The following is a 12,600-nucleotide window of genomic DNA, read 5'->3' as shown; positions in this document are numbered from 1 at the left end:
GTTGTCCCTGTGTCTCGGTAATCTTCGCGCGGCTCAGGCGTTCGCCAGCTCGGCGGCCTTGTCGGCGCCCTCGTCCATACCGGCGGCGAGCGTGACGAGCGGGTGATTGGCCTCGGCGAGGATCGCACGACCCTCGTCGACCTGGTTGCCGTCGAGGCGGACGACGAGCGGCTTGGTGGCCGCGTCGCCGAGGATCTCGAGGGCCTTCACGATGCCTTCGGCGACGGCGACGCACGACGTGATGCCGCCGAAGACGTTGACGAAGACGCTCTTGACCTGCTCGTCGCCGAGGATGACGTCGAGACCCGACGCCATGACCTGCGCGTTCGCGCCGCCACCGATGTCGAGGAAGTTGGCGGGCGTGACGCCGCCGTGGTTCTCGCCGGCGTAGGCGACGACGTCGAGGGTCGACATGACGAGCCCGGCGCCGTTGCCGATGATGCCGACCTGGCCGTCGAGCTTGACGTAGTTGAGGCCGGATGCCTTCGCCTTCGCCTCGAGCGGATCTGCGGCACCCTTGTCCTCGAGCTCTTCGTGCTCGGGGTGGCGGACCTCGCTGGCGTTCTCGTCGAGCGAGACCTTGCCGTCGAGGGCGACGATGTCGCCGGCGCCCGTGCGGACGAGCGGGTTCACCTCGACGAGGGTCGCACCCTCGCCCTTGTAGACGTCGTAGAGCTTGACGAACACATCCGAGACCTTCTCGACGAGGTCCTCGGGGAAGTTCGCGGCCTTCGCGATCTCGACGGCCTTGGCCTTGTCGATGCCCTGCAGCGGGTCGACCTCGACGCGCGCGAGCGCCTCGGGGCGCTCGACGGCGAGCTCCTCGATCTCCATGCCGCCCTCGACCGAGCAGAGGCTCAGGTAGGAGCGGTTCGAGCGGTCGAGCAGCACCGAGAAGTAGAACTCCTCGGCGATGTCGGCGCCCTGGGCGACCATGACGCGCTGGACGACGTGGCCCTTGATGTCGAGGCCGAGGATGGCCTCGGCTGCCGCGTAGGCCTCGTCGGGGGTCTTGGCGACCTTGACGCCGCCGGCCTTGCCGCGACCTCCGGTCTTGACCTGAGCCTTGACGACGACCACGCCGCCGATCTTCTCGGCAGCCGCCTTCGCCTCCTCAGGGGTGTCGGCGATGATGCCGGCGAGCACCGGCACCTCGTACTTCTCGAACAGGTCTCGTGCCTGGTACTCGTAAAGGTCCACTGCAATCCTTCGCTGGGCGACGGCGGGGTTACGGGCGCGGAATTATCTCGATGTCGAGAGATCGCCCGGTCGAAAAGCCTACTACCCGCGCCTGAGTGCCCCGCGCTCCGATCCCCTCGTTCGGCAGGGTCGGGCTCACTCCCGCAGCACCCTCGCCCAGATCTCGCGATGGCGCTCGACGTACGCGGTGACCCTCCGCCAGTGGTCCCCGTGCCCCTGCACGAACATCGACGACCACGGCTCCGTTCCGGTCCCGTGGGAACGGCGGAGGAGCTCGTGCATGGCCGCCGTGCGCTCGACCATCGCCTCCGGCAGCCCGTGACGCAGCGCGGTACCGGCGCCGTACCCGTCCACGAGGGCAGCCAATCCCCGGGCGGCGTCGTCCGGCGGCACCGAGGTGTCGTTGAGCGCGAAGGACTGCGCGGCGTACGCGAGGTCCCACAGCCGGGTGCTGGGGGCTGCGGCATCCCAGTCGATGAACACCCACCGCTCCCCCTGCACGAGATTCCACGGTGCGAGGTCGTTGTGGCAGACGAGCTCGGCCCCCGGGGCAGCGATCGCGCTCTGCCACACGCTCCCCGCGGGGACGACGTAGGCGGCGCTCGCATCGTGGATCGCGCGCACCATCATCCCCACGCGGTAGAGGTCGTCCGGCGGCATCGGCCCCCGCTCGATCGCGAGCTCGCCGGGGACGAACTCGATCACCTGGCGTCCCCCCTCGTCGCGTCCCCGCGGCTCGGGCGCATCGATCCCGGCGTCGCGGAGTGCGCGGACGTATGCCGTGACGCTCGCCGTCGACGCCGTCCAGGGCTTGCGGACGGTGTCGCCGATCCGGACGACGGCACCGCTCGCGTTGCCGCCGGACAGTGCTTCCTCGTGCGGTGCTTCCTCGTGCGGCATCCGTCAGATCCAGCCGCGTTCGCGCGCCGCGATCGCCGCCTGCTGCCGTGTCGCGAGCCCGAGCTTGCCGAGGATCGACGACACGTGGTTGCGGACCGTCCCAGAGGACAGATGGAGGGATGCCGCGATGTCGGCGATCGTCTCGCCGCGGGCTCCGGCGCGCAGGACGTCGAGCTCGCGGTCGGTCAGCGGCGAGCGCTCGTCGCTGAGCGCATCCGCGGCGATCTCGGGGTCGACGTAGCGGCGCCCGGCGGCGACCTCGCGGATCACGGCGGCGACGTCGCCGGCGGGACGGGACTTCGGCACGAAGCCGTCGACGCCGGCGCTGAGGGCGCGCCGCAGGACTCCGGGGCGTGCGTGCCGGGTGACGACGACGCAACGGGCAGGGATCCGCTGGCGGATACGAGCGGCCGCCTCGACCCCGTCGATCCCGGGCATCTCAAGGTCGAGCAGGCAGACGTCCGGGCGCAGTTCGAGCGCACGGGAGACGGCCGTCTCGCCGTCGGCGCACTCGGCGACGACCTCGAGGTCCTCCTCGAGCGCGAGGAGCGTCGCCAGAGCCGTCCGGATCATGTCCTCGTCGTCGGCGATGAGCACCCGGATCATCCTGTCCCCTCCCTCACCGATGCCACCTCGGCCGGAACCGTGACGACGACGTCGAACCGATCGTCGCCCCGACGCGATGCGACGTCACCGCCGGCCACGCCGACCCGGTGCGCGATGCCCTCGAGCCCCGCGCCCGACCCGATCGTCGACCCCGCCCCGGGGTCGTTCGCCATCGTCAGACGCCACACGTCGCCGACCCGCTCGAGCCCGAGCCACGCCCAGGTCCCACCGCCGTGCTTGAGCACGTTCGTCGTGCACTCTCGGATCACGGGTCCCAACAGATCGGCGGGCGCGGATGCCGCGTCTGCCGCGACGTCGAGCGTGACCGTCAGCCCGGCGGCGCGCAACAGGTCGGCCGCGTTCGCGAGCTCGTCGGGCAGTGGCACGCCACGAAAGCGTCCGGCGAGCGCGCGCGTGCCGTCGCGGGCCTCGTCGACGGATGTCCGCGCCAGCGCGATCTGGCGGGCGGCGGCATCCGGATCGCGGTGGATCATGCGCTCGGCGAGTTCGAGCTGCAGTGCGATGACCTGCAGGTGGTGCCCCTGCAGATCGTGGAGTTCGCCGGCGAGCCGCAGCCGCTCCTGCACGGCGGCGAGGCGGGCTTCGGTGCGGCGTGCGCTGTCGAGCTCGAGGACGACGTCCCACGACCAGAGCGACAGCGCCTGCGTCATCGGGAGCGCGACGGAAAAGAACACGAGCACGAACGCGTCGCTCCGAGGCATCGGCCCGGCCTGCTCGAGCAGCCAGAGCACGACGAGGGCGACTTCGAGCAGCACGACACCGCGCCACCGGATGCCGGGGCCCCAGCGGACGAGGCAGAGGGTGGCGCCGACCAGCGCGGCGCCGAGCAGCGGCGACCCGGCCACGACGCCGAGGACGGCCGAGGCGAGGACCGCCGCGACGACCGGGAGCGAGAGGAACCGGCGCCGCCAGGACGGGCGGTCGCCGTCGTCGAGGTCGCCGTCCCTGCGATAGCGCGTGAGGAGCAGGATCGTGCAGGTCACGACGATCACCGCCGCACCGACGTAGGCGATGAGAGCGACGGGGCTCCGCCATCCCTCGCGGGCGACGAGGACGACGAGCCCCCACACGACGACGGTGCCGAGGAGGAAGAAGACCATCGACGTGGCGATGTACCACCCGGTCGCCGTCACGCCTCGTGCGAGCGACGCGGCGGTCCGCGTCGGGGTCGGGTCGGGCGTGGTCACACGGCCACAGTACGACCATGACGAATGTCACCCCTCGGCCCGTCGAACCTCCCGCAGGAAGGTGACGGGGCGGCACTGCCGCGCTCCGGCCCGGGACGGTGGACTGGGGTCACGGCGATACGAGATCCGGTCGCCGACTCCGAGAGGACACCATGTCGAACCCCGTCTCCGACCTCGTCGCCGGCTTCCAGGACCTGGTGGCGCAGATGCCCGACCTCGTGCAGCCGCTCGTCGTGGCCCTCGCCGGTGCGGTCCCCTTCATCGAGGGCGAGGGCGCCGCGGCGATCGGGATCGTCGGCGGCATCCATCCCGTCGTCGCCGCCGTCGCCGGCGCCGCGGGCAACTTCCTCTGCGTCGCGATCGTCGTCCTCGCGACCGCCCGCGTCCGCACGGCCGTGACCTCCCGCGCGGGGGCACCCGAGAAGACACCGTCGGCGCGCTCGGAGAAGTTCCAGAAGGCGTACCACCGCTACGGGACGCCCGGCGTCAGCCTCCTCGGTCCCCTCATCCTGCCGACCCAGTTCACGGCGGCGGCGCTCAAGGGGACGGGCGTGCCGACCCGGACGGTGCTGTTCTGGCAGGGCACGGCGATCGTGCTGTGGACGACCGTCGTGACGCTCATCATCACGGGCGTCATCGCCGCGGCATCCTGATTCAGTCGACCGGCCGGAGGCCTCTGGTCGCGGGGCCTTCGATGCGTTCTCCGGATGCCGTGAAGCGCGACGCGTGCAGTGGGCAGTCCCACGTGCACTCGAGGTCGTTCCACTCGAGGATCCCGCCGAGGTGCGGGCAGACGGCGCTCACAGCGCGCGTCTCGCCGTCGGTGGTCGAGATGGCGACGGGCCGGCCCGCGCGCTGCGCGACGACGCCCTCCCCCTCGGCAGGCTGCGGCACCGGCACGGCCTGCGCTTCGGCGCCCGCCCACCCCTTCGCGGCGGCGAGGCCGACCTTCGCGTTCTCCGCCGCTCCCTGCGCGATGTCGGCGGGCATCGTGAGACGTGTGCCGATCTGCGTCATCCACCGCGGGCGTTCGCTCATCTTCTCGCCGCGCAGCTCGCTGACGATGCGCAGCGCGGCCGCCGGCGCGTTCGTGAGTCCCCACTTCGCATAGCCCGTCGCGAAGCGCACGCGCCCGAGCGTCCGGGGCATCGTGCCGATGAAGGGGATGCGGTTGTGCGACGTGTAGTCCTGCGCCGACCAGCGGTGGGTCTCCTCCCCCACGGGCAGCGTCTGCTGCGCCCAGCGCGACAGCTCGTCGAGCATCGCGCGCTCCGACTCGGCCCGCCCGACGGGGTGCCCCGCGCCTCCGACGACGATCTGCGCGACATCGGCCGGGCCGTCCTCGGGGAGGATCGTGCGCACCGAGCGAGTGGGCTCGTCGGCTGAGAGGTACATGCCATCAGGCAGCGGCGCGGTGAGGGTGAACGAGACGCAGGCCGACCGCATCCCGCTCACCTTCGCCCAGTAGAGGCCGCGGTCGAGGATCGGGATGCCGGTGGCCGCCACGACCCGCGACGCGAAGATCGGCCCCCGATCGGTCTCGACGCGCGGCTCGGGGAAGACCTTGACGCCGCTGACCTCGACGCCCAGATGCAGCGTGCCGCCGGCGGCGACGAACGCGTCGGCGAGCGCTGCGAGCATCCGCATCGGGTCGACCGCGCGCTGGCCGTCGAGCGCGACGGCTGCCGCCATGGGCACGGCTGCGACGCGCAGCTCGTCCTCGCCGACGAGGCGTACGGCGAGCCCGGCTTCGCGGGCCGCCTCGTACTCCTGCGCGACGGAACGCCGCCCCTCGCCGGCCTGGGCGTAGGTGTAGGCGGTGCGCGAGGTGAGCGGCACGCCGAGGTGCTCTGCGGTGTCCGTCATCCACGCGAAGCCGTCGCGGTTGGCGTCGACGTAGGCGCGGACGAGGGATGCCGGGTGCCCCGACCGCAGCGTCGAGAGCGTCGTCCCCTGCAGGAGCGACACCTTGCCGGTGTTCGATCCCGAGGCGAGCTCGCCGATGCCGCCGCGCTCGAGGAGGGCGACGTCGACCCCGGTCCGCGCCAGTTCGTAGGCCGTCGCGAGGCCGGTGAGTCCGGCGCCGATCACGACGACGTCGTGACGTGCGCCGGGCTCGAACGGGGTGTCAGCGGACTCGGTCGGGTGCTGCTTCCACAGGGAGGACATGGGGCGAGTCAAGGCGAGCCGACCGGATCAGGCACAGGCCTTGACAGGACGACCTTCGCATTAGGCTTCCCTCCATGGCCGACGACCTCCGTCCCACGGGCAGCACAGTGGTGGCCGCCGCGCTCGCGCTGTTCGCGGAGCACGGCTACGAGCAGACCTCGGTCGAGCAGATCGCCCAGTCCGCGGGGGTGTCGCGGTCGACGTTCTTCCGGCAGTTCGGCGGCAAGGACGACGTCGTCTTCGCCGACCACGAGCTGCTCCTCGACCGACTGCGGGCCTACCTCTCCGAGGCGCACGAGAACCCGTGGGCGGCGGTGTGCGAGGCGTCGGTGCAGATCTACCGCCACTTCGCATCCGATCCCGAGATCGCTCGCCGTCGATACGCCGTCGTACGCCAGGTGCCGTCGCTTCGCGACCGCGAGATCGTGACGGTCTTCCGCTACGAGCGCGCCTTCGACGAGTACCTGCGCCGCTCGGTCCCGGGGCTCGACCCCGTCGACGCAGTGGCGTTCGCCGCCGCCGTGACCGCGGTGCACAACCACGTGCTGCGCCGCCTGCTGCGCGGTTCCACGCGGGTCCCCGCCGCCGTCCTCGAGACCGCCTACGACGAACTGCTGCGCCGTTTCGGCGTGCACCCCGACCCGGAACCCGCCGCCGACGACGACATCGTCGTGGCGACCTTCCCCCGGCGGATGCCGCCCGCCGAGGTCGCCCGTCGGCTCGGCGCCCTGCGCGACTAGCCTGGAACGGCGTTCCACCTCGAGTGGAACCGAATCCCAACCGGGCGTATCCTGGCGCGATGACCTCTGACCTGCCCGGCGGCGCGTCCGGCCGCTACGACGTGCTCGGACGGCTCGACACCGACTACTACGCCGTCTTCTCCGACATCCCCGACGCCGACCGCGACGTGTGGCAGCGGACGCAGGGCTTCGTGGACGAGGTCGGCGACCGGATGCGGGACGCGTGGGATGCCGCGGAGTACCCGCTCGACATCGCCCGACGCTTCGGCGAGCTCGACCTGCTGAACGACGGCATCGACCACCCGCGACTCACGCGCTTCTCCCCCCTGGCCGCGGGCCTCGTGAACATGGAGATCTCGCGCGGCGACGGGTCGCTGGGCACCGTCCTCGCCGTCCAGGGCGGACTGGCGCTGCGCACCCTCGCCCTCTTCGGCAGCGACGCCCAGCAGGAGCGCTGGCTGACCCCGGTCGCGCGCTTCGAGGTCCCGGCCGCGTTCGCCCTCACCGAGCCGGACCACGGCTCGGACTCGGTCTCGCTCGAGACCTTCGCGCGCCGCGACGGCGACGAGTGGGTGCTGCGCGGGGCCAAGAAGTGGATCGGCAACGGCGCCTCCGGCGGCATCACCTTCGTCTGGGCCCGCGTCGACGACGAGGGCGACGAGCACCACGGCAACGTCCGCTGCTTCCTCGTCGAGCAGGACCGCCCCGGCTACACCGGGACCGTCATCGGCGGCAAGGCGTCGTTGCGCGGCATCCACCAGGCCCACATCGCCCTCGACGACGTGCGCGTTCCCATCGACGCGGTCCTGCCGGGGACGCGGACCTTCAAGGATGCCTCGACCGTCCTCTACGCGACCCGTTCCGGTGTCGCGTGGTCGGCGCTCGGCCACGCGACCGCCTGCTACGAGGCGGCGCTGCAGTACGCGCAGCAGCGCGTGCAGTTCGGCAAACCGCTCGCCCGTTTCCAGATGGTGCAGGAGCGCCTCGCGCACATGCTCGAGGACCTCACCGCGATGCAACTGTACTGCCGTCGCCTGGCCGACCTCGAGGCATCCGGCGGACTGCGCCCGACGCAGGCGTCGCTCGCGAAGTTCCACAACACCCGCGCCGCGCGCCGCGTCGCGGCGACCGCGCGCGACCTGCTGGGCGGCAACGGCATCCTGCTCGAGAACGGCGTCATGCAGCACATGGCCGACATCGAGGCGATCCACACGTACGAGGGGACCGAGTCGGTGCAGGCCCTCCTGCTCGGGCGGGACATCACCGGCGTGAGCGCCTTCACCTGACCCGCAAGCCCGTTCCGCAGCGCCTGACCGGCGGGCAGGATGGGCGCATGTACGAGATCCCCGCGCCGATGCTCGCGAAATCCGTCCCCGCCGTCCCCGATCCGGCCAAGACGGCCGGCGGACTGCTGTACGAACCGAAGTGGGACGGGTTCCGCGCGCTGATCGGGTGGGACGGCTCGGAGGTCGAGATCGGGTCCCGCGGGTCGAAGCCCCTCACCCGGTACTTCCCCGAGCTGGTCGACGCGATCTCGCGTCTCGTGCCCGAACCGTCCCTGCTCGACGGTGAGATCGTCGTCGCCGACGGCGAGCCCGGGTCGCAGCGGCTGCAGTGGGAGCAGCTGTCGCAGCGCATCCACCCCGCGGCATCCCGCGTCGCCCTCCTGAGCGAGACCACCCCCGCGATGTTCGTGGCGTTCGACCTGCTCGCGCGGGGCGATCGCGACCTGCGCGACGAGCCCTTCTCAGAGCGGCGCGCACAGCTCGAGGATCTGCTGCGCGATGTGCCGCATCCGATCCATCTGACCCGGACGACGACCGATGCCGCCCTCGCCGAGCAGTGGCTCGCCGAGTTCGAGGGGGCCGGGCTCGACGGCGTCGTCGCCAAACCGCTCGCCCTCCCCTACGCCCCGGGGAAGCGCACGATGTTCAAGATCAAGCACGCGCGGACCGCCGACGTCGTGGCGGTGGGCTACCGCGTCCACAAGAGCGGTGAGGGCGTCGGGTCGCTCCTGGTCGGCCTCCACGACGACGACGGGAACCTCCGCCAGGTCGGCGGGGTCGCCGCGTGGAGCAACGCGCGGCGACTCGAACTGATCGACGAGCTCGCGCCGCTGGTCGTCCGGGGCGACGACGGCGACGCGGTCACGGGGCAGTCGGACCGCTCCCGGTTCACCGCGTCGAAGGACACCTCGTTCGTGCGCCTCCGCCCCGAGCGGGTCCTCGAAGTCGCCTACGACCAGCTCGAGGGCGACCGGTTCCGCCACACGGTGCAGTTCCAGCGATGGCGTCCGGACCGGGATGCCGCGTCCTGCACCTTCGACCAGCTCGAGACCGTGTCGGCCTACGACCTGGCCGACGTGCTCGACTGAGTCAAGGGGCCTCGCCCGGAAAGGCGGATCGGTAGGGTCGCAGCATGGGCCTCTTCTCGTCATCTCCCCGCTCGGTGCGTCTCGACGACGGACGGCCCGTCCGCATGGCCGCGACGGGCAAGCCCGCGAGCATGTGGTCCGACGGCTTCGGCACCCTCGCGACTCGGTCGTTGCAGGTGATCATCGTCGCCGTCATCGTGACGGCCCTCATTCTCGGGATGCTGCAACTCACCGTCGTCGTGATCCCGGTCCTGCTCGCGCTCATCATCGCCTCGGCCGCCGCGCCGCTCATGGCATGGCAGCGCCGCCATGGCATCCCGTCCGTGTTCGCGACCGTCCTGACGCTGCTGGCGTTCGTCGTCGTGCTGGGCGGAATCGGCTGGCTCGTGGTCAACGCCGTCCGCGATCAGTTCGACGACCTCTCCACGAAGGCGCAGGCCGGGTTCCAGAGCGTGCTCGCGTGGGCGGAATCCCTGCCGTTCGACATCGACCAGAAGCAGATCGACGAGTGGGTCGGCACAGCGACCGACTTCCTCACCAGCGCACAGTTCGGTTCCGGCGCCCTGGCCGGCGTGAGCGCGGTCGCGAACTTCCTGACGGGGCTCGTCCTCATGATCGTGACGCTGTTCTTCTTCCTGAAGGACGGCCCGAATCTGTGGGAGTTCCTCATCCGTCCGTTCCGCGGATCGGACTACGACCGCGCCGTGCGCGTCGGCCATAAAGCCGTCCAGACCTTCGGGGCCTACCTCCGTGGCACCGCGGCCGTGGCGGCCGTGGACGCGATCGGCATCACGATCGGTCTGCTCATCCTGCAGATTCCGCTCGCCCTCCCGCTCGGCGCCCTCGTGTTCGTGCTGGCGTTCATCCCCATCGTGGGCGCGACCGTCGCGGGCATCCTGGCTGCGTTGGTCGCCCTCGTGACGAACGGTCTGGTCGCGGCGATCTGGGTGGTCGTGATCGTCGTGGCGGTCAATCAGCTCGAAGGCAACTTCCTGCAGCCGTTCCTCATGGGTCGGTCGATGAAGCTGCACGCGTTCGCGGTGCTGATCGCCCTGACGATCGGCACCGTCCTCGGCGGCATCGTCGGCGCGATCCTCGCGGTTCCCCTCACGGCGGCGGCCTGGGGCATCATCCAGGTGTGGGACGGACCGAATACGCCCGCCCGCTGGGCTCGACGTCGTCCCCCCGTTGAGGAGAAGGTCGACACCGTCACGGCCGGCTGACGGCGCTCAGTCCTTCTTCGCCCTCGACGGCTGCACACGCGGCGGCTCCCCCGGCATCTTGGGGAACTCCGGCGGGAACGGCAGTTCGCCGAAGCCTGCGTCGAGGTCGCGCTGCCACCACTCCAGCAGGGTGTCGATGCGTCCCGGGACGGCTTGCAGCTGCTCCCAGGGGTCGCCGATCGTCGCGAGTCGATCCGGCACCGTCCGCACCGTGAACGCGGCAGGGTCGACGCCGTCGGCGAGTTCGTCCCACGTGATCGGGGTGGCGACCGTCGCGCCCGGAAGTGCCCGCGGACTGTAGGCGCCGGCCATCGTGCGGTCCCGGTTCGCCTGGTTGAAGTCGATGAAGATGCGCTCACCGCGTTCTTCCTTCCACCAGTTCGTGGTGACCTTGTCCGGCATCCGTCGCTCGAGCTCGCGTCCCGCGGCGATCACCGCGTGCCGCACGTCGAGGAACTCGTGCGACGGCTCGATCGGGCAGAAGACATGGATGCCGCGATTGCCGCTCGTTTTGAGCCACGACTCCAGCCCCGCCTCGCGGAGGACCTCCCGCAGCGCGGGCGCGACCGCAGCGGCATCCGAGAAATCCGTGCCGGGCTGAGGGTCGAGGTCGATGCGCAGCTCGACGGGGTTGTCGGTGTCGGCGGCGAGAGACGCCCACGGATGGAAGACGACCGTGTTCATCTGCACTGCCCAGACGATCGCGGCGGCCTCGTTCAGGACGACCTGGGGATGCCGCCGGCCGCTGTTGTACGTGCAGACGACCTCGTCGACGAAGTCGGGCGTGCCCTTGGGTGGGTTCTTCGAGAAGAAGCTCTCGCCGTCGACTGTCGCAGGGAACCGCTCGAGCGAGACGGGCCGGTGACCGTTGGCGCGCAGGAACGGGTCTGCGACGGCGAGGACGTACTCGGCGAGCTCGTGCTTGGTGATCCCGGGCTCGGGGAACACGACGCGGTTGGGGCTCGAGAGCGAGAGCTCTCTGCCTCCCGGCAATTGCAGGGTGATCCGCTCCGACGCCATGCGCCCACCCTAGGGGCGGGCCACCGGCACGACCAGGGGCTTGCCCCGCGCGGGCTCAGTCCTCGTCGGCGGCCGCCGCGGCGTCGACGGTCTCCGCGGCATCGGCGATCGTGACGAGCGGCTCGAGCTGCTCGCGTTCGAGCCGGATCCACGGGCCTGCGGCGTCGACGAGGAAGCCGCTGAGCTCGGGCTCGCTCCTGAGCGCCTCCCCCAGCTGCGCCGCCGTCAGCGGCATCGGCTGATCCTCCCGGCGGAGCGTGAGGATCTCGAGCGGGTGCGAGAAGACCTGGAGGTAGCGGGTCCCCTCGGCGGACCGTGCCTCGGCGACGCCCATGCTGCCGTCCGGTCGGGTGCCGGCTGCGATCCACGCGCCGCGGGTGACGAGCGCATCGACGACGGCGCGAGCGGTCTCATCGGTCCGCGGGCCGGCGAGGAGGTTCTTGATGGTGAACTCGGGGTCGGCCTGATCCATCGCGCGCGAGATGAGACCCGTCGGCAGGACGATGCGCCGGCCGGGGCCTGCGTGGTCGAAGACGATGCCGTCGTAGCCCGCGTCGACGACGTTGCGGAGCACGTTCTGAGCGGGCTGGCCGAGGACCGACGTGTTCGCCGCCTCGGGGTCATCGCTGAGACCCGCTTGGATCGCCGCAGCACCCGTGTACGCGAGCAGGAACTTCTTGTCGTTCATGATCGAGATCGCCAGGCGCAGCGGCTCGCCCGCAGCGACCTGCGCCTGCGCGTCGCCCATGATGCGCAGGTACAGCGTGCCCTGCAGCGCCTGGCGCGTCACGCCCAGGATCGCGGCATTATCGGGCTCTTCGGGCGCCTCCACGAGCGCCGCGAGCAGAAGCGTGTTGTCCGGCATCCCGGGTCGACCCTCGGTCCGCTCGGGGGCGGTCTCCTCGACCTGCGGCAGGCGGGGCTGCTCGGGCCGCGGGGCGGGCTGCCCGTAGGTCGACATCGAGATCGGCACGAACGGCACGTCCTCGGCATCCGCCTGCTCGGCGGCGACCGCCGCGCTCGCGTCCTGCTGGACGTCGGCGAGATCCGCCTGCGCGTCGACGGGAACCTCATCGGACCCGTCGGAGTTCTTCTTCGGACGGCGGGAGAACAGAGCCATGCCCTCAGCGTACGCGCGATACGACGCGGGTCGCGCGACG

Annotated in this window: 12 protein-coding genes; 5 read left to right on the top strand and 7 right to left on the bottom strand. The window is 71.2% G+C overall.

Annotated features, from left to right (window positions below):
* Nucleotides 1-33: 33 nt before the first annotated feature.
* From sucC to Q9S78_RS06945, 4 genes are all read right to left on the bottom strand, one after another.
* The gene (gene sucC, locus Q9S78_RS06960; RefSeq protein ID WP_020096637.1) at nucleotides 34-1,200 is read right to left on the bottom strand and encodes an ADP-forming succinate--CoA ligase subunit beta; all 1,167 of its coding nucleotides are present in this window, start codon (nucleotides 1,198-1,200) and stop codon (nucleotides 34-36) included.
* A gap of 135 nt (nucleotides 1,201-1,335) precedes the next feature.
* Entirely contained in the window at nucleotides 1,336-2,100 is a 765-nt protein-coding gene (locus Q9S78_RS06955) for a phosphotransferase (protein WP_311869764.1), read from the bottom strand.
* A gap of 3 nt (nucleotides 2,101-2,103) precedes the next feature.
* Entirely contained in the window at nucleotides 2,104-2,706 is a 603-nt protein-coding gene (locus Q9S78_RS06950) for a response regulator (RefSeq protein WP_311869762.1), read from the bottom strand.
* Nucleotides 2,703-3,914, bottom strand: coding sequence for a sensor histidine kinase (locus Q9S78_RS06945; protein ID WP_311869759.1), 1,212 nt, complete (start codon nucleotides 3,912-3,914; stop codon nucleotides 2,703-2,705). Before Q9S78_RS06945 ends, Q9S78_RS06950 begins: the two co-directional genes overlap by 4 nt.
* 152 nt (nucleotides 3,915-4,066) lie before the next feature.
* On the opposite strand from Q9S78_RS06945, the gene Q9S78_RS06940 reads away from it, so the two are divergent.
* On the top strand, nucleotides 4,067-4,567 hold the full coding sequence (locus Q9S78_RS06940) for a small multidrug efflux protein (RefSeq protein ID WP_311869757.1): 501 nt from the start codon (nucleotides 4,067-4,069) through the stop codon (nucleotides 4,565-4,567).
* A gap of 1 nt (nucleotide 4,568) precedes the next feature.
* On the opposite strand, the gene Q9S78_RS06935 is transcribed toward Q9S78_RS06940, so the two are convergent.
* Nucleotides 4,569-6,083 (bottom strand): FAD-dependent oxidoreductase, encoded by a 1,515-nt coding sequence (locus Q9S78_RS06935; protein WP_311869756.1) that lies wholly within the window; start codon nucleotides 6,081-6,083, stop codon nucleotides 4,569-4,571.
* 74 nt (nucleotides 6,084-6,157) lie between these two features.
* Between Q9S78_RS06935 and Q9S78_RS06930 the strand changes: the two genes are divergently transcribed.
* The 4 genes from Q9S78_RS06930 to Q9S78_RS06915 are packed head-to-tail and all read left to right on the top strand — an operon-like array spanning nucleotide 6,158 to nucleotide 10,420.
* The gene (locus Q9S78_RS06930) at nucleotides 6,158-6,823 is read left to right on the top strand and encodes a TetR/AcrR family transcriptional regulator (RefSeq protein ID WP_311869755.1); all 666 of its coding nucleotides are present in this window, start codon (nucleotides 6,158-6,160) and stop codon (nucleotides 6,821-6,823) included.
* Nucleotides 6,824-6,882: 59 nt separating this feature from the next.
* Complete coding sequence (locus tag Q9S78_RS06925) at nucleotides 6,883-8,109, top strand: acyl-CoA dehydrogenase family protein (protein WP_311869753.1); 1,227 nt, start codon at nucleotides 6,883-6,885, stop codon at nucleotides 8,107-8,109.
* Between the two features lie 47 nt (nucleotides 8,110-8,156).
* On the top strand, nucleotides 8,157-9,197 hold the full coding sequence (locus Q9S78_RS06920) for an ATP-dependent DNA ligase (protein ID WP_311857827.1): 1,041 nt from the start codon (nucleotides 8,157-8,159) through the stop codon (nucleotides 9,195-9,197).
* A gap of 44 nt (nucleotides 9,198-9,241) precedes the next feature.
* Nucleotides 9,242-10,420, top strand: a complete 1,179-nt coding sequence (locus tag Q9S78_RS06915) for an AI-2E family transporter (protein ID WP_311869751.1) — start codon at nucleotides 9,242-9,244, stop codon at nucleotides 10,418-10,420.
* Nucleotides 10,421-10,426: 6 nt separating this feature from the next.
* Here the strand turns inward: Q9S78_RS06915 and ligD are convergent, their stop codons facing one another.
* Together ligD and Q9S78_RS06905 are read right to left on the bottom strand one after the other, a co-directional pair.
* Nucleotides 10,427-11,440: a non-homologous end-joining DNA ligase gene (gene ligD / locus Q9S78_RS06910; RefSeq protein ID WP_311869750.1), complete on the bottom strand. Its 1,014-nt coding sequence runs from the start codon at nucleotides 11,438-11,440 to the stop codon at nucleotides 10,427-10,429.
* 55 nt (nucleotides 11,441-11,495) lie between these two features.
* Nucleotides 11,496-12,560 carry a hypothetical protein gene (locus Q9S78_RS06905; RefSeq protein ID WP_311869749.1) on the bottom strand — a complete coding sequence of 355 codons (1,065 nt, stop codon included), beginning with the start codon at nucleotides 12,558-12,560 and terminating at the stop codon, nucleotides 11,496-11,498.
* Nucleotides 12,561-12,600: the final 40 nt, after the last annotated feature.

The sequence above is a fragment of the Microbacterium aquilitoris genome (assembly GCF_031932285.1).
GTDB lineage: Bacteria > Actinomycetota > Actinomycetes > Actinomycetales > Microbacteriaceae > Microbacterium > Microbacterium aquilitoris.
This window is presented reverse-complemented; position numbering and strand designations above follow the sequence as displayed.

What these genes read in the sequence shown, in the direction of transcription:
- Q9S78_RS06950 (WP_311869762.1), bottom strand. Translation starts at nt 2,706, where the DNA reads ATGATCCGGGTGCTCATCGCCGACGACGAGGACATGATCCGGACGGCT.
- Q9S78_RS06935 (WP_311869756.1), bottom strand. Translation starts at nt 6,083, where the DNA reads ATGTCCTCCCTGTGGAAGCAGCACCCGACCGAGTCCGCTGACACCCCG.
- Q9S78_RS06905 (WP_311869749.1), bottom strand. Translation starts at nt 12,560, where the DNA reads ATGGCTCTGTTCTCCCGCCGTCCGAAGAAGAACTCCGACGGGTCCGAT.
- Q9S78_RS06940 (WP_311869757.1), top strand. Translation starts at nt 4,067, where the DNA reads ATGTCGAACCCCGTCTCCGACCTCGTCGCCGGCTTCCAGGACCTGGTG.
- Q9S78_RS06920 (WP_311857827.1), top strand. Translation starts at nt 8,157, where the DNA reads ATGTACGAGATCCCCGCGCCGATGCTCGCGAAATCCGTCCCCGCCGTC.
- Q9S78_RS06955 (WP_311869764.1), bottom strand. Translation starts at nt 2,100, where the DNA reads ATGCCGCACGAGGAAGCACCGCACGAGGAAGCACTGTCCGGCGGCAAC.
- Q9S78_RS06930 (WP_311869755.1), top strand. Translation starts at nt 6,158, where the DNA reads ATGGCCGACGACCTCCGTCCCACGGGCAGCACAGTGGTGGCCGCCGCG.
- Q9S78_RS06925 (WP_311869753.1), top strand. Translation starts at nt 6,883, where the DNA reads ATGACCTCTGACCTGCCCGGCGGCGCGTCCGGCCGCTACGACGTGCTC.
- Q9S78_RS06915 (WP_311869751.1), top strand. Translation starts at nt 9,242, where the DNA reads ATGGGCCTCTTCTCGTCATCTCCCCGCTCGGTGCGTCTCGACGACGGA.
- ligD (WP_311869750.1), bottom strand. Translation starts at nt 11,440, where the DNA reads ATGGCGTCGGAGCGGATCACCCTGCAATTGCCGGGAGGCAGAGAGCTC.